At 77.4% G+C, this 19434-nt stretch carries 20 protein-coding genes and 1 pseudogene; 9 read left to right on the top strand and 12 right to left on the bottom strand.

The window, feature by feature from the left end:
* Positions 1 to 185: 185 nt before the first annotated feature.
* Complete coding sequence (locus FS882_RS15945; RefSeq protein ID WP_158374425.1) at positions 186 to 1046, bottom strand: SDR family NAD(P)-dependent oxidoreductase; 861 nt, start codon at positions 1044 to 1046, stop codon at positions 186 to 188.
* A gap of 167 nt (positions 1047 to 1213) precedes the next feature.
* On the opposite strand from FS882_RS15945, the gene nhaA reads away from it, so the two are divergent.
* A complete protein-coding gene (gene nhaA, locus FS882_RS15940; protein WP_158374423.1) occupies positions 1214 to 2599 on the top strand; it encodes a Na+/H+ antiporter NhaA in 1386 nt (461 codons plus the stop codon).
* 147 nt (positions 2600 to 2746) lie between these two features.
* Here the strand turns inward: nhaA and FS882_RS15935 are convergent, their stop codons facing one another.
* From FS882_RS15935 to FS882_RS15920, 4 genes are all read right to left on the bottom strand, one after another.
* Positions 2747 to 3262, bottom strand: a complete 516-nt coding sequence (locus tag FS882_RS15935; protein WP_158374421.1) for a DsbA family protein — start codon at positions 3260 to 3262, stop codon at positions 2747 to 2749.
* A gap of 67 nt (positions 3263 to 3329) precedes the next feature.
* Positions 3330 to 4361: an NAD-dependent epimerase/dehydratase family protein gene (locus tag FS882_RS15930; protein WP_158374419.1), complete on the bottom strand. Its 1032-nt coding sequence runs from the start codon at positions 4359 to 4361 to the stop codon at positions 3330 to 3332.
* Positions 4358 to 4882: a hypothetical protein gene (locus tag FS882_RS15925; RefSeq protein WP_158374417.1), complete on the bottom strand. Its 525-nt coding sequence runs from the start codon at positions 4880 to 4882 to the stop codon at positions 4358 to 4360. The genes FS882_RS15930 and FS882_RS15925 overlap by 4 nt, the downstream gene beginning before the upstream one ends.
* The gene (locus FS882_RS15920; RefSeq protein ID WP_158374415.1) at positions 4879 to 5073 is read right to left on the bottom strand and encodes a hypothetical protein; all 195 of its coding nucleotides are present in this window, start codon (positions 5071 to 5073) and stop codon (positions 4879 to 4881) included. Before FS882_RS15920 ends, FS882_RS15925 begins: the two co-directional genes overlap by 4 nt.
* 134 nt (positions 5074 to 5207) lie before the next feature.
* Between FS882_RS15920 and mqo the strand changes: the two genes are divergently transcribed.
* Both mqo and FS882_RS15910 read left to right on the top strand, forming a co-directional pair.
* Complete coding sequence (gene mqo / locus FS882_RS15915) at positions 5208 to 6851, top strand: malate dehydrogenase (quinone) (RefSeq protein ID WP_262348350.1); 1644 nt, start codon at positions 5208 to 5210, stop codon at positions 6849 to 6851.
* Between the two features lie 216 nt (positions 6852 to 7067).
* A complete protein-coding gene (locus FS882_RS15910; RefSeq protein ID WP_158374413.1) occupies positions 7068 to 7673 on the top strand; it encodes a flavodoxin family protein in 606 nt (201 codons plus the stop codon).
* Positions 7674 to 7963: 290 nt separating this feature from the next.
* On the opposite strand, the gene FS882_RS15905 is transcribed toward FS882_RS15910, so the two are convergent.
* The gene (locus FS882_RS15905) at positions 7964 to 9007 is read right to left on the bottom strand and encodes a zinc-dependent alcohol dehydrogenase (protein ID WP_222848241.1); all 1044 of its coding nucleotides are present in this window, start codon (positions 9005 to 9007) and stop codon (positions 7964 to 7966) included.
* Between the two features lie 141 nt (positions 9008 to 9148).
* Here FS882_RS15905 and FS882_RS15900 point away from each other — a divergent pair, with 141 nt between their 5' ends.
* Both FS882_RS15900 and FS882_RS15895 read left to right on the top strand, forming a co-directional pair.
* Positions 9149 to 9865, top strand: a complete 717-nt coding sequence (locus FS882_RS15900) for a histidine phosphatase family protein (RefSeq protein WP_158374410.1) — start codon at positions 9149 to 9151, stop codon at positions 9863 to 9865.
* A complete protein-coding gene (locus FS882_RS15895) occupies positions 9858 to 10724 on the top strand; it encodes an NAD(P)H-hydrate dehydratase (RefSeq protein WP_158374408.1) in 867 nt (288 codons plus the stop codon). Before FS882_RS15900 ends, FS882_RS15895 begins: the two co-directional genes overlap by 8 nt.
* 168 nt (positions 10725 to 10892) lie before the next feature.
* Here the strand turns inward: FS882_RS15895 and FS882_RS21645 are convergent.
* From FS882_RS21645 to FS882_RS15885, 3 genes and pseudogenes are all read right to left on the bottom strand, one after another.
* Positions 10893 to 11963 (bottom strand): annotated as a pseudogene (locus FS882_RS21645) (hypothetical protein); the annotation flags it as partial.
* Positions 11960 to 12625, bottom strand: a complete 666-nt coding sequence (locus FS882_RS15890) for an RNA polymerase sigma factor (RefSeq protein ID WP_158374406.1) — start codon at positions 12623 to 12625, stop codon at positions 11960 to 11962. The gene FS882_RS15890 and the pseudogene FS882_RS21645, both read right to left, overlap by 4 nt.
* Before the next feature lie 19 nt (positions 12626 to 12644).
* The gene (locus FS882_RS15885; RefSeq protein ID WP_158374404.1) at positions 12645 to 13055 is read right to left on the bottom strand and encodes a peptidase inhibitor family I36 protein; all 411 of its coding nucleotides are present in this window, start codon (positions 13053 to 13055) and stop codon (positions 12645 to 12647) included.
* 79 nt (positions 13056 to 13134) lie between these two features.
* Between FS882_RS15885 and FS882_RS15880 the strand changes: the two genes are divergently transcribed.
* A complete protein-coding gene (locus FS882_RS15880) occupies positions 13135 to 13617 on the top strand; it encodes an NUDIX domain-containing protein (RefSeq protein ID WP_262348349.1) in 483 nt (160 codons plus the stop codon).
* A 19-nt stretch (positions 13618 to 13636) separates the two neighbouring features.
* On the opposite strand, the gene FS882_RS15875 is transcribed toward FS882_RS15880, so the two are convergent.
* Together FS882_RS15875 and FS882_RS15870 are read right to left on the bottom strand one after the other, a co-directional pair.
* The gene (locus FS882_RS15875) at positions 13637 to 15154 is read right to left on the bottom strand and encodes a sensor histidine kinase (RefSeq protein WP_158374400.1); all 1518 of its coding nucleotides are present in this window, start codon (positions 15152 to 15154) and stop codon (positions 13637 to 13639) included.
* The gene (locus FS882_RS15870; RefSeq protein ID WP_158374398.1) at positions 15151 to 15804 is read right to left on the bottom strand and encodes a response regulator transcription factor; all 654 of its coding nucleotides are present in this window, start codon (positions 15802 to 15804) and stop codon (positions 15151 to 15153) included. Before FS882_RS15870 ends, FS882_RS15875 begins: the two co-directional genes overlap by 4 nt.
* 93 nt (positions 15805 to 15897) lie before the next feature.
* Here FS882_RS15870 and FS882_RS15865 point away from each other — a divergent pair, with 93 nt between their 5' ends.
* The 3 genes from FS882_RS15865 to FS882_RS15855 are packed head-to-tail and all read left to right on the top strand — an operon-like array spanning position 15898 to position 18996.
* Entirely contained in the window at positions 15898 to 17136 is a 1239-nt protein-coding gene (locus FS882_RS15865; RefSeq protein WP_158374396.1) for a hypothetical protein, read from the top strand.
* Positions 17133 to 18119: an ABC transporter ATP-binding protein gene (locus tag FS882_RS15860; RefSeq protein WP_158374394.1), complete on the top strand. Its 987-nt coding sequence runs from the start codon at positions 17133 to 17135 to the stop codon at positions 18117 to 18119. The genes FS882_RS15865 and FS882_RS15860 overlap by 4 nt, the downstream gene beginning before the upstream one ends.
* Positions 18106 to 18996, top strand: a complete 891-nt coding sequence (locus tag FS882_RS15855) for an ABC transporter permease (protein ID WP_158374392.1) — start codon at positions 18106 to 18108, stop codon at positions 18994 to 18996. Before FS882_RS15860 ends, FS882_RS15855 begins: the two co-directional genes overlap by 14 nt.
* A gap of 34 nt (positions 18997 to 19030) precedes the next feature.
* Here FS882_RS15855 and FS882_RS15850 read toward each other — a convergent pair whose 3' ends face one another.
* Positions 19031 to 19417: a DUF1304 domain-containing protein gene (locus tag FS882_RS15850; protein WP_158374390.1), complete on the bottom strand. Its 387-nt coding sequence runs from the start codon at positions 19415 to 19417 to the stop codon at positions 19031 to 19033.
* Positions 19418 to 19434 lie beyond the last annotated feature (17 nt).

Genomic DNA, 19434 nt, shown 5'->3' with positions numbered 1-19434 from the left:
GGCACCCCGGGAGCACCTACCGATGTGCGTTCACTGCGTGACGGCAAGCGGGACGCGCACGGCCGGCGCGCCCGGGGCGGGGGGGGGGGCGGGGGGGGGGGGGGGGGGGGGGGGGGGACCGATGGGGACACCGAGAGGGCGACGGCGGGGCGGGGGCGGGGGCGGGGGCGGGGCGGGGCGGGCCCTCAGGCGACCGGGTCGTCCTCCCCGTACGGGGCCAGGCGCAGCGTGCGCGCGTCCGCCGCCACGATCCGGTCGGCCAGCGCCGTCAGCGACTCCGGGGTGTCCGTCCCCGCGCGGACGAACCGCCCGTGCAGCGCGTCCAGCCGCCCCGAGCCGAAGGCGTCCACCAGCGCCACGGTGGCCTCCACCGGGGTCCACTCGGTGCGCTCGTCGTGCAGCGGCATCGCCTGCGTCATGTCGGTGACCACCACGCCGGGCGCCACGTCGAGCACCGTGACCCCACGGTCGGCGTACTGCGCGTCGAGCATCGTGGTGAGCCGGGCGAGCGCGCCCTTGCTGATCCCGTAGCCCGTGTACACCCGCGACGGCCGGTGGCCCGAGCCCGAGTTGATATTCACCACGCGCCCGGAGCGCCGCGCCAGCATCGCCGGCAGCACCGCGTGCGCGAGCAGCAGCGGGCCGCGCACGTTCGTCTCGATCACCCGCCACACGTCCTCGACGTCGTCGGCCACCAGGTCCACCTCGGCCCGCTCGATCACGCCGGCGTTGTTCACCAGCAGCCCCAGCCCGCCGCGGTCGGCGAACGCCTCCTCGACCCGCGCCACGGCCGCCGCGACGGCCTCGCGGTCCACCACGTCCACCGGCTCGACGACCACCCGGGCGTCCGGGCGCGCCGCCCGGGCCTCCTCGGCCACGGCGTCGAGGTGCGCGCGGGTGCGGCCGACGAGCGCGACGTCCCAGCCGGCCCGGACCAGGCCGAGCGCGAGCCCCCGGCCGATCCCTCGTCCGGCCCCGGTGACCAGCGCGGTCCGCGGGGCGGGGGTCGTGGCGGGCGGGGTGCCGGTGGCGTCGGGGGTCGTCATGCCCCCATCGTCGCGCATCCCGGCCGCCGGCCGCCGCCCGGCGGCCGCCCCCCTGCCGGTCGGCGACCCCGGGTCGGCATACTGACGCTGCCCGCCGCGTTGTCCCACGTCGGGCCCCTCCGGGGATCCCCGTCAGCCGCCCGTCACCGACCGCGAGGGAGCCGCCCGTGGCCACCGACGCCGCCGATCCCGCCCGTGCCGTCCCCGGCCCCCCGCTGCGGGTCCGCCTGCCGTCCGTCAGCCCGTCGGTGCGGGACTTCCTGGCGACCGAGGCCGGCAGCGCCGTGTTCCTGCTCGGCGCGACCGTGCTCGCGCTGGTGTGGGCGAACTCGCCGCTGTCGGGGTCGTACGACGCGCTGTGGTCGACGACGGCCGGGTTCCACCTCGGCTCGTTCGGGCTCGACCTCGACCTGCACCACTGGGTGAACGACGCCGCGATGGCGGTGTTCTTCTGCGTCGTCGGGCTCGAGATCAACCGGGAGATCACCAGCGGCGAGCTGCGCGACCGGCGGACGGTCGCCGTGCCGGCGCTCGGCGCGCTGGGCGGCCTCGCGATTCCCGCCGTCATCTACCTGCTGTTCAACGCGGGCACGGAGGCGGCGCACGGCTGGGGCGTCGTGATGTCGACGGACACGGCGTTCCTGGTCGGGATCCTGGCGCTGTTCGGCCCCGCGTGCCCGGACCGGCTGCGCCTGTTCCTGCTGACGCTCGCGATCGTCGACGACATCGGGGCGATCACCGTGATGGCGGTGTTCTACAACGACGGCGTGGACGCCCTCGCGCTCGGCGTCGCCGGGGCGCTCGTCCTGGTGCTGCTGGTGCTGCGCTGGCTCGGCGTCTGGCGGCTCACGCCGTACGCGCTGGTCGGGATCGCGCTGTGGTTCGCGGTGAACGCCTCGGGCGTGCACGCGACGCTCGCGGGCGTGCTCGTCGGGCTGCTGCTGCCGTCGCGGCCGATGGCGCGGGACCACGTCGACCAGGTGCGGCGCTGGACGCAGGGCCTGGTCGCCGAGCCGACCGCGGACACCGAGCACCTGGCCGAGCTGGCGGCACGCGCGACGGTGCCCGCCGGCGAGCGGCTGCAGCGCCTGCTGCACCCCTGGTCGGCGTTCGTGATCGTCCCGGTGTTCGGCCTGGCCAACGCCGGGGTGCGGCTCGACGCCGAGGCGCTGCGGGCGGCCGCGACGTCGACCGTGACGATCGGCGTCGCCGTCGCCCTGGTCGCCGGCAACACCATCGGCATCACGGGCGCCGCGACGCTCGCGATCCGCACCGGCCTCGGCCGGCTGCCCGGACGGGTCCGCTGGGGCCACCTGGTGGGCGGCGCCGTGCTGGCCGGGATCGGGTTCACGATCTCGCTGTTCATCGCGGAGCTGGCGTTCGAGGGCGAGCTCGTCGAGCAGGCCAAGATCGGCATCCTCGCGGGCTCGCTGATCGCGGCGGTGCTGGGCACGGTCCTGCTGCGGATCCTCGGCGACCGGCTGCCGCTGTGCTCCCCGGACGAGGAGCTCCCCGCGGGCCTGCCGCCGCGGCCCTGGGTCGCCGGGTCCTGATCCCCGGCCGATGGTCGCGGCGCCACCCGGGCGACCGGGTGGCCGCGGGCCGATCGGGTGGGGATGCGGTGCGCCGCCGCCCCGGGGCGGCGGTGCGACGGGCGGCGGCGCGACGGGCGGCGGCGCGGGTCGCGGCGGCGCGGGGCGTCAGCGCGCCGGGGCCGCCGCCGCGACCGCCGCGCGCAGCGCCGGCAGCTCGACCGGCCCGGCGTACCGCTCGCCCTGGACCAGCAGCGTCGGCGTGCCCCGGACCCCGAGCCCCAGGCCGCCGACGTAGTCCGCCTCGACCAGGTCCGCGAACCGCTGCGCACCCTCGCCCGCGACGACCGCCGGGTCCAGCCCGAGGCGCACGCCCGCGGCCCGCAGGTCCGGCTCGGTCAGCCGGTCCTGCTGCGCGAACAGCAGCCGCTGCATCTCCCAGAACAGCCCCTGCTCGGCGGCGGCCTCGGCCGCGAGCGCCGCGATCAGGGCGTGCGGGTGCACCTGGAACAGCGGGAAGTGCCGCCACACGAGCCGCACCCCGCCGTCGGACTCCTCGACCAGGCGCCGGAGGACGGGCTCGGCGGACCGGCAGTACGGGCACTCGAGGTCGCCGTACTCGGTGATCGTGACGGGCGCGGCGGGGTCGCCGAGGACGAGCCGGGGGGCCTGGGCGTCGGGCATGCCCCCAGCATGCCCTGCGCGCGCCCGGTCGCCCGCGACCCACCCCGGGCCGCCCGGGGGCGACCCGTCAGCGCGGCCGCATCGGCGGGCTGGCCGTCCCGGCCCCGCGCGCGATGCCCGCGACCAGCTGCCGCATCGCCTGCACCCCGGTGTACCGCGGGCGGAAGCCGAGCTGCCTCTCCGCGCGGCCCGTGTCGAGCACCGGCGCGGAGGCCCCCATGTCGAACCACCCGGGCCCGACCGGCGCCAGCCGCGCGTGCCACGCCAGCGTGAGGGCCGTCCGCACGGGCGCGTGCGGCACCTCGCGCCAGCGGCCGCGCGACACCACGTCGGCGACGTCGGCGGCGCGGATGATCCCCGGGCCGGCGAGGTTGTACGGCCCGCGCGCCTGCCGGACCACCGCCTCGCGGTACGCGTCGGCCAGGTCGTCGGCGTGCACCGCCTGGAGCCGGAACCCCGCGGGCCACGGCAGCACCGGCAGCCGGCCGTCGAGCACCCCGGCCGGCACGAACGGCCCCAGGAAGTACCGCTTGATCTCGTGGCCGGCGGCGTGCTGGAACACCAGCGCGGGACGCAGCCGCGCGATGGTCAGCGTCGGGTAGCGCAGCTCGGCCTCGTCCAGCAGCCGCTCGACGGCCACCTTGTCGACGCTGTAGTCGGACGAGCGCACCCCGCCGGTGTCCCACTCCTCGTCGCGCGGCTCGTCCGAGTACGACGGGCTGTACGCGCCGACCGAGGACGCCACCACCAGGTGCGGCACGCTCGCCTCGACCACCGCGCCGAGCACCCGGCGCATCCCGTCGACGTTGACGCGGCGGAGCTGGTCGCGGTCGTGGCTCGGCTGGATCAGCCAGGCCAGGTTCACCACCGCGTCGGCCCCCGCGAACACGCGGCGCAGCCGCTCGACGACCGGTCCGTCGGGGCCGCGCTCGCCGATGTCGACCGCGTGCCAGTCCGCGGTGTCGTACGGCGCGGGCGGCGTCCTGCGGGGCGTGCGGCGGGCGACGCCGACCAGCGAGGTGACCGTGGGGTCGTTCCGCAGCCGGCGCAGCACCGCGGTGCCGACGTTGCCGCTGCCCCCGACGACGACGACCCTCACCGGGTCTCCTCCGCCGGCCGGCCCGGCTCGCCGTCCTCCGCGAACGCCTGCTCGCGCGCGACCTGGCCGAGCCGGGTGAGCGTCGCGATCTGCTCGTCGGCCTGGTCCAGCAGCCGCTGCAGGTGCGCGGGGTCGAGGCCGAGGTCGTCGGCCCAGATGTGCAGCGTCTCCCACAGCCCGCGCTTGGCGATGACCGCCCCGCGCATGAGGTCGATCTCCAGCACGGCGGTCAGCGGCGACGGGTCGGAGAGCCGGCCGTTCGGCTTCAGCCGCCCCACCCGCTCGACGGCCGCCAGGCCGACCCGCTTGACCACGGACGGGCGCACGTCGAGCCGGTACGCGGTGTCGCGCAGCCACTCGCGCTCGTCGGTGACCTCCTGCGCGATCCGGGCGAGCGCCGGACCCAGGGGCGTGTCCGCGTAGGCCTCGGCCATCCGGCCGAAGCGCGCGCTGCCGCCCTCCGCCCCGGCGAGGTGGTCGCCGAGGTAGGAGTCGAGCAGCGTGCGGTCGAGGCGCCTCACGGGGTGGCGGCGCCGCCGCCGTCCGCCCCGTCGGCCCGGGGGTTCAGGTTGTCGGGCTCGGCGTCGGTGTCGACGTCGCCCTCGTCGCCGCCGGCGGCCTGCGTCCCGGTGCGCGGGTTGAGCATCTCCGGGTCGGAGTCCGGGTCCTCGGCGGGGTCGTAGCCGTTCTGCGTGGTGTCGTCGGTGCTCATGGGCCCACGCTGGCACCAGCACCCGGACCTCGCACGCCGAACGGCCCCGCTCGGGGCGCCAGGACGATCGTCCCTGGTGCCCGCTGCGTGGATCTGGTGCACGGACCCCCGCTCGCGCTGGTTACCATCGAGTCGTGCCCTCAACTGTCGAGCCGGTCGATGTCGTCCTGGTCGGTGGCGGGATCATGTCCGCCACGCTCGCCACCCTGCTCTCCGAGCTCGAGCCGTCCTGGCGGATCGAGATCGTCGAGCGGCTGGACGGGATCGCCCTGGAGAGCACCGACGCCTGGAACAACGCCGGCACCGGGCACGCCGCGCTCTGCGAGCTGAACTACACGCCCGAGCGGGCCGACGGCTCGATCGACATCGCCAAGGCGGTGACGATCAACGAGCAGTTCGCGCTGTCCTGCCAGCTGTGGGACCACCTGCGCGACGAGGGCCGCCTGCCGGACGACGGCTTCCGGTCCGCCGTGCCGCACCTGACGTTCGTCCGCGGCGCCGCGGACGTCGACTACCTGCGCCGCCGGCACGCCGCGCTGACCGCGCACCCGCGGTTCGCGCACCTCGAGTACTCCGAGGACCCGGCGACCATCGCGTCCTGGGCGCCCCTGGTCATGGCCGACCGCGACCCCGACGAGCCCGTCGCGGCCACCCGGGCCCTCGACGGCCTCGACGTCGACTTCGGCACCCTGGCGCGGCACATGGTCGACGACCTCGTGGCCCGGGGCACCCGCGTCCGGCTGCAGCACGAGGTCCGGCGGATCAGCCGGCGCCGCGGCGGCGGCTGGCGGCTGCACCTGGTGGACCGGGCGTGGAACGCGAGCCCGAAGCGCTCGACGCTCGACGCGCGGTTCGTGTTCATCGGCGCCGGCGGCGGCGCGCTGCGGCTGCTGCAGGCCGCCGGGATCCCCGAGATCAAGGGCTACGGCGGCTTCCCGATCAGCGGCCAGTTCCTGCGCACCACCGACCCGGCGCTCGTCGAGCGGCACCGCGGCAAGGTCTACGGCAAGGCCGCCGTCGGCTCCCCGCCCATGTCGGTGCCGCACCTCGACACCCGCGTGGTCCAGGGCAGCCCGGCGCTGCTGTTCGGCCCGTACGCGGGCTGGAGCATGAAGTTCCTCAAGGCCGGCTCGTGGACCGACCTGGTCCGCACCGTGCGCCCGGGCAACCTGATCCCGCTGGTCGCGGTCGCCGTGCACAACCTCGACCTGCTCAAGTACCTGGTCACCGAGGTGCTCGCGAACCGCGACGCCCGGCTGCGCACGCTGCGCGGCTTCATGCCGACGGCCCGCGAGCGGGACTGGGAGCTCATCACGGCCGGCCAGCGCGTCCAGGTCATCAAGCGCGGCAAGGGCGGTGGCGTGCTGGAGTTCGGCACCGAGCTGATCACCGCCGCCGACGGCTCGATCGCCGGTCTGCTCGGCGCCTCGCCCGGGGCGTCGACCGCGGCGTCGGCGATGCTCGACCTGCTGCGCCGCTGCTTCCCCGACCGGTTCGCCGGCTGGCGGCCGCGGCTCGAGGAGATGATGCCGCAGCTCGCCGAGCGCGCGGGCGGGCGCAGCGTGCCGGGCGGTGGCGAGGCCCCGGACGCGGACCCCGACCTGGAGACCGACGACCCGGCGCGCCCGGGCGCGGCCGGCCCGGGCGCGGGCGACTCCGGCACGGAGGGCGTCGGCCACGAGCCCGGCCCGGAGCCGCGGGACGTGTCCGCGCGGGGGGCGGGCCGTCGCCCGGCCCGCCCGACGCTCCCCCGCCGCCGGGACACCCCGGTCGCCTGACGCCCGCCGGCGCGCCCCGGCTCGACGCACCGACCTCGGCGACCACGTCCGCGCCGAGATAGGTCCGTTCCGCCGAGATGGGCGCTGCGCAGTCCTGTTCGGGCGCGGCGGTCCTATCTCGGCGCGCAGGGGCGGGCGTGGGAGCGCGCGGGCGCGCGGGGCGCGCACGGGGCGCGTGGGGTCGCCGGATCCTGCCTCCGGGGGGAGCGTGGGGGCATGAGAGCCGTCGTCCTGAACTGCACGCTGAAGCCGTCGCCGCAGCCGTCGAACACCGAGCAGCTCGCGCGCGTCGTCGTCGAGGCCCTGGAGGGCCACGGCGTCGAGGTCACGACCATCCGGCTGGCCGACCACGACATCCCGCCCGGCGTCGAGTCGGACCTGGGCGGCACCGACGAGTGGCCCGCGGTCCGCCGCGCGGTGCTCGACGCCGAGATCCTGGTCGTCGCCACCCCCACGTGGGTCGGGCACCCGTCGTCGATCGCCCAGAAGATGCTGGAGCGGATGGACGCGATGATCTCCGAGACCGACGACGCCGGCCGTCCCGTCGCCTACAACCGGGTCGCGGGCGTCGTCGTCACGGGCAACGAGGACGGCGCGCACCACGTGATCTCGGAGATCGCGGGCGGGCTGGTGGACATCGGGTTCACCATCGCGCCGCAGGGCTGGACGTACTGGAACCGCGGGCCGGGGCCGGGGCCGGACTACTCCGGCACCGAGGAGGGCCACGACTGGAGCCGCTCGACCGGGCGGGCGATGGCGCAGAACCTGGTGGGCGTGGCACGCGCGCTGGCGGCGACGCCGCTCGGGCCGCCGGCCTCCTGACCCGGGCCGCGCGACACCCGCCGGGGACTGGCCGGCACCACGGTCCCGCAGGCGCCGCGCACCAGGCGCCCGCACGCGCCGCGCACCGCGGCCCCCGGGAGCCAGGGCTCCCGGGGGCCGGTCGGGTGCGGCGGGAACCGGCCGAGCCGCCCCCTGCGGGCTCGGACGGGCCGCCGCGCGCCGGCCGGTGCCCTCCACACCGGCCGTGCGCGTCACCCGTGTAGTCCGCAGGCAACGCCGATCCGTCACATCGCCGTGGTGTGACCTCGCTCACACGCCGTGACCGGCGGTCACAGCCCCAGGTCGAGCACCACCCGCCCGTCGATCGCGCCGGTCTCCATCCGCGCGAACACGTCGTTCACCGCGTCCAGCGGCCGCAGCTCGTACTTGGTGCGCACGAGTCCCCGGTCGTAGAAGTCGACGGCCTCCCGCATGTCGAGCCGGGTGCCGACGATGGACCCGCGCACGGTCAGCCCGCGCAGCACGGTGTCGAAGATCGACAGCGGGAAGGTGCCCGGCGGCAGCCCGACGAGCGAGACCGTCCCGCCGCGGCGCAGCATCGAGAGCGCCTGCGGGAACGTCGACTCGCTGACGGCGGTCACCAGGGCCGCGTGCGCGCCGCCGACCAGGTCGTGCACGGCCTCGCCCGGGTCGCCGTCGCGGTAGTTCACGACGAGCTCGGCACCGTACTCGAGCGCCGAGGCCCGCTTGGACTCCGAGCCGGTCACCGCGATCACCCGGTAGCCCATCGCGGCCGCGTACTGGATCGCCATGTGCCCGAGCCCGCCGATCCCGGAGACGACGACCCAGTCCCCCGGCTTGGCGTCCGTGACCTTGAGGCCCTTGTAGACCGTGACCCCGGCGCACAGCACCGCGGTCACGCCGGCGGCGTCGACCCCCTCGGGGATGCGCGGCGCGTACCGGGCGTCGACGAGCATGTACTCCGCGAACGAGCCGTCGACGGAGTAGCCCGAGTTCTGCTGGGCAGCGCAGAGCGTCTCCCACCCGCGCAGGCAGTCGGTGCACGTGCCGCAGGCCGTCGCGAGCCAGGCGTTGCCGAGGCGGTCGCCCTCGCGGACGCCGCGCACCTCGGAGCCGACGGCGACGACACGCCCGGCGCCCTCGTGCCCCGGCACGAACGGCGGCACGGGGCGCACGGGCCAGTCACCACGGGCGGCGTGCAGGTCGGTGTGGCAGACGCCGGAGTAGTCGACCTTCACCAGCGCCTCGTGCGGTCCCGGCACCGGCACCGGGCGCTCCTCGACGACCAGCGGAGCACCGAGGTCACGGACGACCGCGGCCTTCATCATCTCGGGCACAGCAGCTCTCCTCATGCCGCGCGTCCACCACCTTGTGAACGCTGTCACGAGAACGTACCGCCGGCCGCCGGTCCCGCGGCAGGGACCGAGGACCCACCGCGAGCGGCACCGGCGCCCCCGGATGCGCGGCGCGTGGCCTGCTGCCACCGTGGGGACATGACCAGCAGACTCGTGCTCGTCCGCCACGGGGAGAGCGAGGGGAACGTCGCCGCGACGCGCGCCGAGCGCACCGGCGCCCAGACCGTCGGCGTGCCGTGGCGCGACGCGGACACCCCGCTCTCGGCCACCGGGGAGGAGCAGGCGCGCGCGCTCGGTGCCCATCTGGCCACGCTGCCGGCCGACGAGGCGCCGGAGGCCCTGTGGTGCTCCCCGTACGTCCGGGCGCGCCGCACGGCGGAGCTCGCGGTCGAGAAGGCCGGGCTCGCGCTGCGCCCGGTCGTCGACGAGCGGCTGCGGGACCGCGAGCTCGGCATCCTCGACGGGCTGACCAGCCACGGCGTGGACGCGCGGTTCCCCGACGAGGCGGCCCGTCGGGACCGGCTCGGCAAGATGTACTTCCGGCCGCCGGGCGGGGAGTCGTGGTCCGACGTCGCCCTGCGGCTCCGCTCGGTCGTCGGCGACATCGAGCGGCGGGAGGCGGGCCGGCGGGTGCTGGTCGTCTGCCACGACGCCGTGATCTGGCTGCTGCGCTACGTGTGCGAGGGCCTGACCGAGGACGAGCTGATGGCGCAGGTCGCCGCGCGCAGCGTCCGCAACGCCTCGGTGACGGTCCTCGTCGGCGGCCCGGACGGCTGGCGGGCCGAGGTCGTCGACGACGTCGCGCACCTGGGCGGCGCCGAGGTCACGGAGCACCCGGGGCAGGGCGATGACTGACGCGCCGCCGCTGACCCCTGCGCTGCTGCGCGGCTGGCCGCTGCCCTCGCGGGACGGCGCCAAGGACGTCCGCGGCGGCGTGCTGGTCGTCGGCGGCGCCCGCCGGACGCCGGGCGCCGCCGCCCTGGCCGGTCTCACCGCGCTGCGGATCGGCGCCGGGAGGCTCACCCTGGCGGTGGCCTCGTCGGTGGCGGCGCCGCTCGCGGTGGCGACGCCGGAGGCCGGCGTGCTGGCGCTGCCCGAGGACGCCGACGGCTCGCCCACCGGCGCGACGCCGCCGCACCTCGCGGCGGAGCTCGAGCGCGCCGACGCGGTCGTCGTCGGGCCGGGGCTGGACGAGCCGGACGGCGCGGCGGCCCTGGTCCGGTCCGTCCTCGACGCCCTCGCGGAGCGGGACGCCGCCGTGCTGCTCGACGCCTTCGCGCTCGGCGTGCTGCCGGGGCTGCGGGACGAGATCACCCTCCCGGAGGGCCGCACCGTCCTGACTCCCAACACCACCGAGGCGGCCCGGCTCCTGGGCGTGGACGAGGTCGACCCGGACGACGCCGCCGCCCGGGTCGCGGACCGGTGGGGCGCCGTCGTCACCTGCGCCGGGACGATCGCGCACCCGGACGGGCGCCGCTGGTCCTCGGCGACCGGCTACGCGGGGCTCGGCACGTCAGGCAGCGGCGACGTGCTCGCCGGGGCGGTCGCCGGGCTCCTCGCCGGGGGCGCTCCCGCCGAGCAGGCCGCCTGCTGGGGCACCGCCGTCCACGGGTCCGCCGGCGACCGTCTGGCTGCCCGCGTCGGCCCGCTGGGCTACCTGGCGCGCGAGCTGGCGGACGAGGTCCCGGCCGTCCTGGTCGAGCTGCAGGCCTGACGGCGGCGCGGCGCCCGGCGCGGACGACGCGGACCCGCTGCCCGCGGACCCGCCGCCCGGCTCCGCCACGTGGTCGGCGCCGACCACGTACCGGAACTGCGTGACCGTCGGCTCGTCGATGCCCGCCGGCTCGGAGAGCAGCGTGATCTCCTCGTGCCCGGACAGCCGCCCGGTGCTCGCGTCGACCAGCAGGACGCGGACCGCCTCGATCCCGGTCTCCGGGCCGCCCGGCACCGCGAGCGCCACCGCGCGCCGCCCGGTCCGGTCGGTCACCTCGCCCGCGAGGGTCACCCCCGGCTCGTCCGCCAGCACGGTCCACAGCGTCGACTCGAAGGACGAGGGCAGCACGTACAGGTCGGACACGATCGCGGCCGACTGGTAGAGGCACCATGCGGCGAAGGTCGTGCCCGGGCCGCAGCCGATCGCCTCGCCGCCCGCCGCCTCGAGCAGCTCGGAGCGCAGCGTCGCGGGGTCGTCCGACATCGCGCTGAACAGGTCCGGGTCGAAGGTGCCCGCGGGCAGCCGGTCCACCGCCGCGTCCGCCGGCGTCGTGTCGATCGCCGCCAGCCGGCCGTCCTCGCCGAGGTGCTGCCCGCGCCACTCCAGCGCGACCGACGAGCCGTCCGGGCTGAGCCACGTCTCCCGCACCAGCGGGTCGACGGTCGAGGTCGGGGCGCCGTCCGCGCCGACGACGGTGCTGAGGTACCAGGCCTGGGACAGCACGTGCTGCACGTCGCCCGCGGGCGCGGGATCGGTCTGCGCCGCGGCGGCACCGGCCAGCTCGAGCAGGGTGTCCCGCGCCGGCTCGCCCGCGCCCGCCGCGAGGTCCGCGGGGGCCACGGGGTACGCCAGCATCGGCGGGGACCCGCTCGCGACCGCGGCGGGCGGGTCGTGCATGGGCAGCAGCGCCAGCACCGTCCCGCCGGCGACCGCCGCCGCGACGCCCGCGGCGGCGGCGACCCAGCGGCGGGCGCGACGCGGGCCACGCAGGGGGACGACCGGGGCCACGGGACCCGCGGGGACGGAGTCCGGGCCGGCGGGGTGATCGACGGGCGGGCGGGCTCCGCGCCCGCCCGCCGCGGCCGGGTCGGTCGCCAGGATCCGGGCCAGGAGGTCCTCGTCCTGCGGGTGCGCCGCGGGGGCAGGGGTCGCGGCACCGTGCGCGGCGAGCAGGGCGCGCAGCGCGTCCGCCTCGGCGAGGGCGTCGCGGAGCGCGGCGTCGCGGTCGTCGTCGGTCATCGGTCCCTCCCCCCGGGTCCTGACGTGTGCGTCGTGCCGTCGTGCGTCGTGGCGCCGTGCGTCGTGGCGCCGTGCGGCGTGGCGTCGTGCGTAGTCCCGTCCAGCGGCGTGCCGTCCGGGGCCGAGCCCTCCAGCGCCGCGGCCAGCCGGGCACGCGCCCGGGACAACCGCGACGTCAGCGCGGTGAGCGAGCAGCCGAGCACCTCGGCGGCCTCGCTCGGCGTGAGCCCTGCCCAGACGGTCAGGGACATCGCCTCGCCCTCGGCCGGGGGCAGCTGCGCGAGCAGCCACCGGGCCAGGTCGTCGCCCGCGAGCCGCTCGGACGGGTCCGCGACCGGCGCCCGGGTGGGCTCGGCCGCCGCGACGCCCACGACCGTGCGCAGCTGCCGGCTGCGCTGCTCGTGCGCGTGCTTGATCTTGTTCCGGGCGATCCCGAACACCCAGGGCCGGAGCGCGTCGCCCGCCCGGGGCGCGTCGGCCCAGCGGCGCCACAGCACCAGGAAGGTCTCGGCGACCACGTCCTCGGCGAGGTCGTCCGGGACCTGGCGGCGGGCGAAGCCGCGGACCTGGGGCGCGAGCAGGCGGTACGCCGCGGCGAACGCCTCGGCGTCGTCGTCCTCCGCGAGGGCGCGGTCCGGCCCCTCGTCGCCCCCTGCCCCCACGCCGTCCCTAGGTCGCTCGTCAGCATGTCGTCGCAGTCATCGTACGGACCGAGGCGCTGCCCACGGACACCGTGGGCGCCTGCGCGCCCGCGTTCCAGCAGGTGGTCGTGCCGGTGCCGCCCGCGCCGGAGTAGGTGCGGACGTCGACGGACATCCGGTTCCACACCGAGCCGGCGTTCGTCACCCCCGTGCTCTGGAGGCCGGTCGTGGCAGTCGACCAGAACGTGCCCGAGTACCCGGTGCCGCTCCACAGGCAGAACCGCCCGGCGGCGCACTGGCTGCTGCTGAACCCGACCACCTCCACCGGGCCCGCGCCGTCGTCGTCCGCCGCGCCGGCGGGCGGCGCGAGCGCGGACAGCGCGAGGACGGCGGCACAGACGAGGGCGGCCCGGACGCGGCGGGCGAGAGTGAGGTTCACATGGGGTGTCATCCCGCCGTCGTCCGAGCCCGTCACGTTTCGTTGGTGTGAGATGCCTCACAGTGCCCGCTCCGTGGCAGAGTCGTCCCCCGTGACCGACCGCTACGCCCCCGACGACCACCTGGGCCGCCGCTCGCTGCTCGTCGCCGCCGCCTACGTGCTGCTGCTGCGCGGGGACGAGGTGCTCCTGCAGCTGCGGAACGGCACCGGCTACATGGACGGCCGGTGGGCCACGCTCGCCGGGCACGTCGACCCCGGGGAGTCGGTGCACGAGGCGGCCGTGCGCGAGGCCGCGGAGGAGGCGGGCGTCCGGCTCGACCCGGCGGACCTCGAGCCCGTGACGACGCTGCACCGGTTCGAGCGCGGCGGACCGCAGGTGGAGCAGCGGTGCGACTGGTTCTTCGTGGCGCGCCGGTGGTCGGGCGACCCGGCCGTGGCGGAGCCGGACAAGGCCGCCGAGATGCGCTGGTTCCCGCTCGGCGCGCTGCCGGACCTCGTCGTCCCGCACGAGCGGCTGGTCCTGGACGGGGTCCGCGACGGCGGCCTGCCGGCGGTCGTCTCGCTGCCTTCCTGAGCCGGCGGGTCCGCGCCGCCTACGCTCTCCGGCCTGCCCCGCCGGGGTCGTCGAGGGGCGCGCGGGACGCCGTGGGCGGCGCACCCTCCTCGGCGGGCCCCGCCCCACCGCGCGCCACGGGCAGCCGCAGCTCGGCCCGCAGCCCCGGCGCGCCGTCCGCGCGGTCACCCAGGACCACGTCGCCGCCGTGCTCCCGCGCCACCTCGCGCGCGATCGCCAGGCCGAGGCCGCTCCCGCCGCCCGGTCGCGCCCGCGCCGCGTCCAGACGCACGAACCGGGCGAACGCCCGCTCGCGGTCGGCCGCCGGGACGCCCGGCCCGTCGTCGACGACGTCGACCAGTCCGTCGGCGACCTCGACCCGCACGGACGTCGCCGCGTGCGCGAGCGCGTTCTCCACCAGGTTGCGCACCACCCGCCCGAGCGCCGCAGCGTCCCCGTGCGCCCTGCCCGCGCCGGTCACGTCGACCCGCACACCACCGGCCGGTCCCGCGCCGGGCCCGACTCCCCCGACGGGCCCGGCTCCCCCGCCCGCGCCGGCCACGGCGAGCGCCACCGCCTCGCGCGCCGCGTCCCCCAGGTCGACCGCCGCGTCCGGCACCGGGCGGGACCCGAGCCGCGCGAGCAGCAGCAGGTCGTCGACGAGCTCCTGCATCCGCCGCACCTGCGCGCCGAGCCCGTCGACCAGCTCGCCCGGCTCGTAGGCCGCCGGGTGCGTGGCCGCCACCTCCAGCTGGGCCCGGAGCGCCGCCAGCGGTGTCCGCAGCTCGTGGGCGGCGTCCCCGACGAACGCCCGCTGCCGCCCGGCCGCCTCCTCGAGCCGGTCGAGCATCTCGTTCAGCGTCCGGGCCAGCGCGCCCACCTCGTCGTCCGTACCCGGGTCCGGCAGCGACCCCGGACCGCCCGCCCGCGCCACCTGCGCCGCGGCCGCGCGCAGCCGCTCGACCGGGCGCAGCGCCCGCCCGAGCGCGACCCAGATCGCACCCGCGAACAGCGCGGTCAGCACCGGCACGACGCCCGCGAGCGCCAGGCGCAGCGCCCGCACCAGGCCCTCGACCTCGGCCACCGGGACCGTCGCGACGACCACCGTCCCGCCCGGTGCACCCGCGGGGACGACGGCTGCCACCCGGGCCGCGGCGTCGTACGCGGACGCCTCGGTGCCCTCGACCACGCCGCCGCCGGACGCGCGCGCCGCCCGGGCCCGCAGGTCCGCCAGCGCGTCGCCGCCGAGCACCGGGAGGGTCCGGCTCGCGGTCGGCGAGGTGGCCACGACCCGGCCCTCGCCGTCGAGCACCTGGACGATCTCACCCGGCTCGGCCACCGGCAGCGCGTCGGGCACCTGGTCGCTGGCCACCAGCGCCGCCACCGTCCCGGCCCGCGCGCGCACCACGTCGTCGAGCGCGGCCACCCGCCCGCGGGACAGCACCGTGCTCAGCACCACCGCCCCCACGACCAGCGCCACGCACAGCAGTCCCGCGGTCAGCACGGTGAGCCGCGCGCGCAGCGACCACCGGGCGCGGCGCGCCGGCGGTGCGCTCACCCCGCGACCCGGTAGCCCGCGCCCCGCACCGTCGCGATCGCCTCCCGGCCGAGCTTGCGCCGCAGGTAGCCGACGTACACCTCGACCACGTTGCCGTCCTCGCCCGGGCCGTCCCAGACGTGGTCCCGCAGCTCGACCTTGCCCACGACCCGGTCGGCGTGCCGCATGAGGTACTCGAGCAGCGCGAGCTCGCGTGCCGTCAGCTCGACCGGCTCCCCGGCGCGGGTCACCGTGCGCGCCGCCGGGTCGAGCACCAGGTCGCCGACGACCAGCACGGCGGGCCGCACCTGCGGCGGGCGGCGCAGCAGCGCACGGACCCGGGCGACCAGCACGACGAACGAGAACGGCTTCGTCAGGTAGTCGTCCGCGCCGACGTCCAGGCCGTCCGCGACGTCGTGCTCGCCGTCCTTCGCGCTCAGCAGCAGCACCGGCGTGGTGACGCCCGCGGCGCGCAGGTCGGTGACGACGTCGTAGCCGTTGCGACGCGGCAGCATGACGTCGAGCACGATCGCGTCGAAGTCGCGGTCGGTGGCCAGGCGCAGCCCCTCGGCCCCGTCGTACGCCACGTCGACCGCGAACCCCTCGGCCGTCAGCCCGCGGCGCAGGGCGTCCACCAGCCCGCGCTCGTCGTCCACCACCAGCACCCGCACCCCCGCAGCATCGCACTGCGGGCGGCGCGGGGCGGCCCCGCGCGCGCCGGCGTTCTCAGCCCCGCCTCAGGGCCGGTGCCGCACAGTGGACGCATGGCCGACACCGAGCGCCCCCGCCGCCCCCTCTCCCCCCGCGCCCGCTGGGCGGTGCCCGGGGTCGTCGCCGTGGCGGTGGCCGCCGCGGTCGGCGTCCCGGCGCTCGCCTCCCCGGGCGACGCCGACCTCCCCCAGGTCACCGCCCAGGACCTGCTGAGCCGGGTGGCCGCGGCCGAGCCGACGCCCGTGCAGGGCACCGTCGTCTACACCGCGCGCCTGGGCCTGCCCGAGCTGCCCGCGGAGATGACCGGCGCCGACCCGCTCAACCTGCTCGGTGGCTCCTCGACGCTGCGGCTCTGGTCCGACGGCGCCGAGCGCTCCCGCGTCTCGCTGCTCGGCGCGACCTCCGAGTACTCGGTCGTGCACGACGGCGCGCAGGCGTGGACCTACTCCTCCACCGACGACGCGGTCACCCACTACACGCTCGACCCCGCCGACGTGGCCCGATACCAGGCGCTCGCCGACCGGGCCGCCGCGGCCCCCGGCGCCGACCTGCCGACCCCCGAGGCGGCCGCGGCTCAGGTGCTGGCGCTCGCCGAGCAGGACGCGGACGTCACGGTCGACAGCCCGACGACGGTCGCCGGGCGGGACGCCTACCAGCTGGTCGTCAGCCCCACCGACGACGGCACCCTGGTGTCCCGGGTCGTGGTCGCGGTGGACGCCGCCACCGCGCAGCCCCTGCGGGTGCAGGCCTGGTCGACCTCCGACGGGGCGGCCCCCTCGCTCGAGGTCGGCTTCACCGACGTGGTCTTCACCGCGCCGGACGACTCCGTGCTGGCGTTCTCCGCGCCGGCCGGCGCCACCACCGAGGAGGTCGTCGTGCCGCTGCCGGAGACGCCTGCGCTGCCGGACGGCGCCGACCCGGCCGCCGTCCCCGCGCTGCCGGACGGCGTCGCGGTCGCCGGCTCGGGGTGGTCGACGGTCGTCACGCTGAGCGACGTCGACGTCGCGGGCCTGGTCGGCGGCGACGCCGCGTCGCTGGCCACCGTGCCCGGCGCGGACCGGGTGCTCGGCTCCGAGGAGGCGCAGGACCTGGTGCAGCAGTTCGTGCCCAGCGACGACGAGGGCAACCCCGGGCGCCCCTCGCTCGACACCACCGCCCTGTACGACCAGCTCACCACCGCGGTCCCCGAGGGCCGGCTGCTGAGCTCGACCCTGCTGTCGGTGCTGATCACGGACGACGGCCGGGTGCTGGTCGGCTCCGTGCCGGCCGACGCGCTGCGCGCCGCGGCATGAGCGAGGCGCACCACGACGGCGACCTGGCCGTCCGGACCGCGGGCCTGACCAAGCGGTTCCGGTCCGGCCAGGTCGCGGTCGACGGCCTGGACCTGGCCGTGCCCCGCGGTGCGGTGTACGGGTTCCTCGGGCCCAACGGGTCCGGCAAGACGACCACCATCCGGATGCTGCTCGGCCTCGCGCACCCGACCGCCGGGCGCGCGTGGCTGCTCGGCGCCGCGATGCCCGAGGAGGCGGCGCGCGTGCTGCCCCGGGTCGGCGCCCTGGTCGAGGGGCCGGCCTTCCACCCGTACCTGACCGGCCGGGCGAACCTCGCCCGGCTCGACGCCGGCGACGCGACCGCGGACCCGCGCACCAGCCGGCGGCGCGCCGACGCGGCGCTCGACCGGGTGGGCCTCGGCGCGGCGGCCACCAAGCCGTACCGGCAGTACTCCCTGGGCATGAAGCAGCGGCTGGGCCTCGCCGCCGCGCTGCTGCAGCCCCGCGACCTGCTGGTGCTGGACGAGCCGACCAACGGCCTCGACCCGCAGGGCACCCGCGAGGTGCGGCACCTGGTCCGCGAGCTCGCGGACGGCGGCGCGACCGTGCTCGTGTCGTCGCACCTGCTCGCCGAGATCGAGCAGGTCTGCACCCACGTCGGGATCATGAGCCGCGGGCGGCTGCTGCTGCAGGGCGAGCGCGCCGCGCTCACCGACCGCGAGGGCGCCCGGCTCGCCGTGACCACGCGGTCCGGCCAGGCCGACACCGCCGCGGAGGTGCTCCGCGGCCTGGGGCTCGCGGAGGTGGCGCGCGACGACCGGGCGCTCCCCGGCGGGGCGGGCACGGCCCGGCTCACCGCCGCGCTCGGGCCCACGCCGCCGGAGAAGGTCTCGGCCGCGCTGGTGCACGCGGGCGTCGACCTGGTCGGCCTGGCCGTCGACCGCCCGAGCCTCGAGCAGGTGTTCGTCGAGCTGACCGGGGAGGGCTTCGATGTCGCGCGCTGAGGTGCTGGACGGCCCCGGCGGCTCCCCCGCTCCGGCGCCGGTCGCCGCGCCCGCCCCCGTCGCGTTCGCCCGGCTGCTGCGGTCGGAGCTGCGCCTCGTGCTGGGCCGGCGACGGAACCTCGTGCTGCTCGCCGGCCTCGCGCTGGTGCCGGTCGTCATCGGGACGGTGCTGCTGGTCACCCGGGACAGCGCGCTGTCCGGCCAGGGGCCCGCGTTCCTCGCCCAGGTGACCGGCAACGGCCTGTTCCTGGTCGTCGCCGCGCTGTTCCTGTGCCTGCCGTTCCTGCTGCCGCTGTGCATCGGCATCGCGTCCGGCGACGCGGTCGCGGGCGAGGCGTCGGCCGGCACGCTGCGCTACCTGCTCGTCGTGCCCGTCCCCCGGGGCCGGCTGCTCGCCGTCAAGGCGCTCGCCGCGCTGACCTTCGCCGCGGCGGCGGTGCTCGCCGTGGCGGTGACCGGGCTGCTCGTCGGGGCGGCGTTCTTCGGCGTGCACGACGTGGTGCTGCTGTCCGGGAGCACCGTGCCCGTCGGCGAGGGCGTCCTGCGGGTCGCCGGGATCGTCGCCTACGTCGGGCTGTCGCTGACCGGGCTGGTCGCCGTCGGGCTGTTCTTCTCGACGCTCACCGAGGTGCCGGTCGGGGCGATGGCCGCGACCGTCGTCGTGTCCGTGGTGTCCACGGTCCTCGACTCGCTGCCGCAGCTCTCGGCCATCCACCCGGGGCTGCTCACGCACCACTGGTTCGACTTCGCCGAGTTCCTGCGGGTGCAGGTCGACTGGGGTGTGGTCGGGTCCGGGCTGGCGGTGCAGGCGGCCTGGGTGGCGGTGTTCGGGGCGCTCGCGTGGGCCCGGTTCACCACCGCGGACGTGACGTCCTAGGCCGGCCGGCCCCGGCCCCGGCCCCGGCCCCGGCTCAGGCGAGCAGGCCGGCCAGCGTCGCGACCACCGCGAGCAGCGGGAACGCCCCCTGTGTCGCGGCCGCCCGCGCCTTGTCCGGCGAGGAGAGCACCAGCACCAGCGCCGCGGCGAGCATCGAGCCGGTGCCCGCCAGCACCAGGGCGGCGCCGACCGACGTCGCGCCGGTCGCCGTGGCGACCACGCCGGCCGCCGCGACCACCGCCAGGAACAGGTTGTAGAAGCCCTGGTTGAACGCGAGCTCCCGCGTGGCCTCGGCGCCCTCGGGCGTCGTGCCGAACACGGCCCGGGTCCGGGGCGAGGTCCACGTCAGCGACTCGAGCGTGAAGATGTACACGTGCACCAGGGCCGCGAGCGCGGCGAGCACCAGTCCGGCGGCGATCATGCGGGCCAGTCTGCCCT

Origin of the sequence: Cellulosimicrobium cellulans, from assembly GCF_007679345.1 — a bacterium.
GTDB lineage: Bacteria > Actinomycetota > Actinomycetes > Actinomycetales > Cellulomonadaceae > Cellulomonas > Cellulomonas cellulans_A.
The sequence above is the reverse complement of the archived record's forward strand: the minus strand, read 5'-3'. Positions and strand labels throughout refer to the sequence as shown.

Excerpts from the sequence above, each read along its gene's own strand:
- FS882_RS15885 (WP_158374404.1), bottom strand. The coding sequence starts at position 13,055 with ATGACACCCCATGTGAACCTCACTCTCGCCCGCCGCGTCCGGGCCGCC.
- FS882_RS15920 (WP_158374415.1), bottom strand. The coding sequence starts at position 5,073 with ATGAGCACCGACGACACCACGCAGAACGGCTACGACCCCGCCGAGGAC.
- FS882_RS15855 (WP_158374392.1), top strand. The coding sequence starts at position 18,106 with ATGTCGCGCGCTGAGGTGCTGGACGGCCCCGGCGGCTCCCCCGCTCCG.
- FS882_RS15910 (WP_158374413.1), top strand. The coding sequence starts at position 7,068 with ATGAGAGCCGTCGTCCTGAACTGCACGCTGAAGCCGTCGCCGCAGCCG.
- FS882_RS15895 (WP_158374408.1), top strand. The coding sequence starts at position 9,858 with ATGACTGACGCGCCGCCGCTGACCCCTGCGCTGCTGCGCGGCTGGCCG.
- FS882_RS15945 (WP_158374425.1), bottom strand. The coding sequence starts at position 1,046 with ATGACGACCCCCGACGCCACCGGCACCCCGCCCGCCACGACCCCCGCC.
- FS882_RS15860 (WP_158374394.1), top strand. The coding sequence starts at position 17,133 with ATGAGCGAGGCGCACCACGACGGCGACCTGGCCGTCCGGACCGCGGGC.
- FS882_RS15865 (WP_158374396.1), top strand. The coding sequence starts at position 15,898 with ATGGCCGACACCGAGCGCCCCCGCCGCCCCCTCTCCCCCCGCGCCCGC.
- FS882_RS15905 (WP_222848241.1), bottom strand. The coding sequence starts at position 9,007 with ATGAGGAGAGCTGCTGTGCCCGAGATGATGAAGGCCGCGGTCGTCCGT.
- FS882_RS15935 (WP_158374421.1), bottom strand. The coding sequence starts at position 3,262 with ATGCCCGACGCCCAGGCCCCCCGGCTCGTCCTCGGCGACCCCGCCGCG.
- FS882_RS15850 (WP_158374390.1), bottom strand. The coding sequence starts at position 19,417 with ATGATCGCCGCCGGACTGGTGCTCGCCGCGCTCGCGGCCCTGGTGCAC.
- FS882_RS15900 (WP_158374410.1), top strand. The coding sequence starts at position 9,149 with ATGACCAGCAGACTCGTGCTCGTCCGCCACGGGGAGAGCGAGGGGAAC.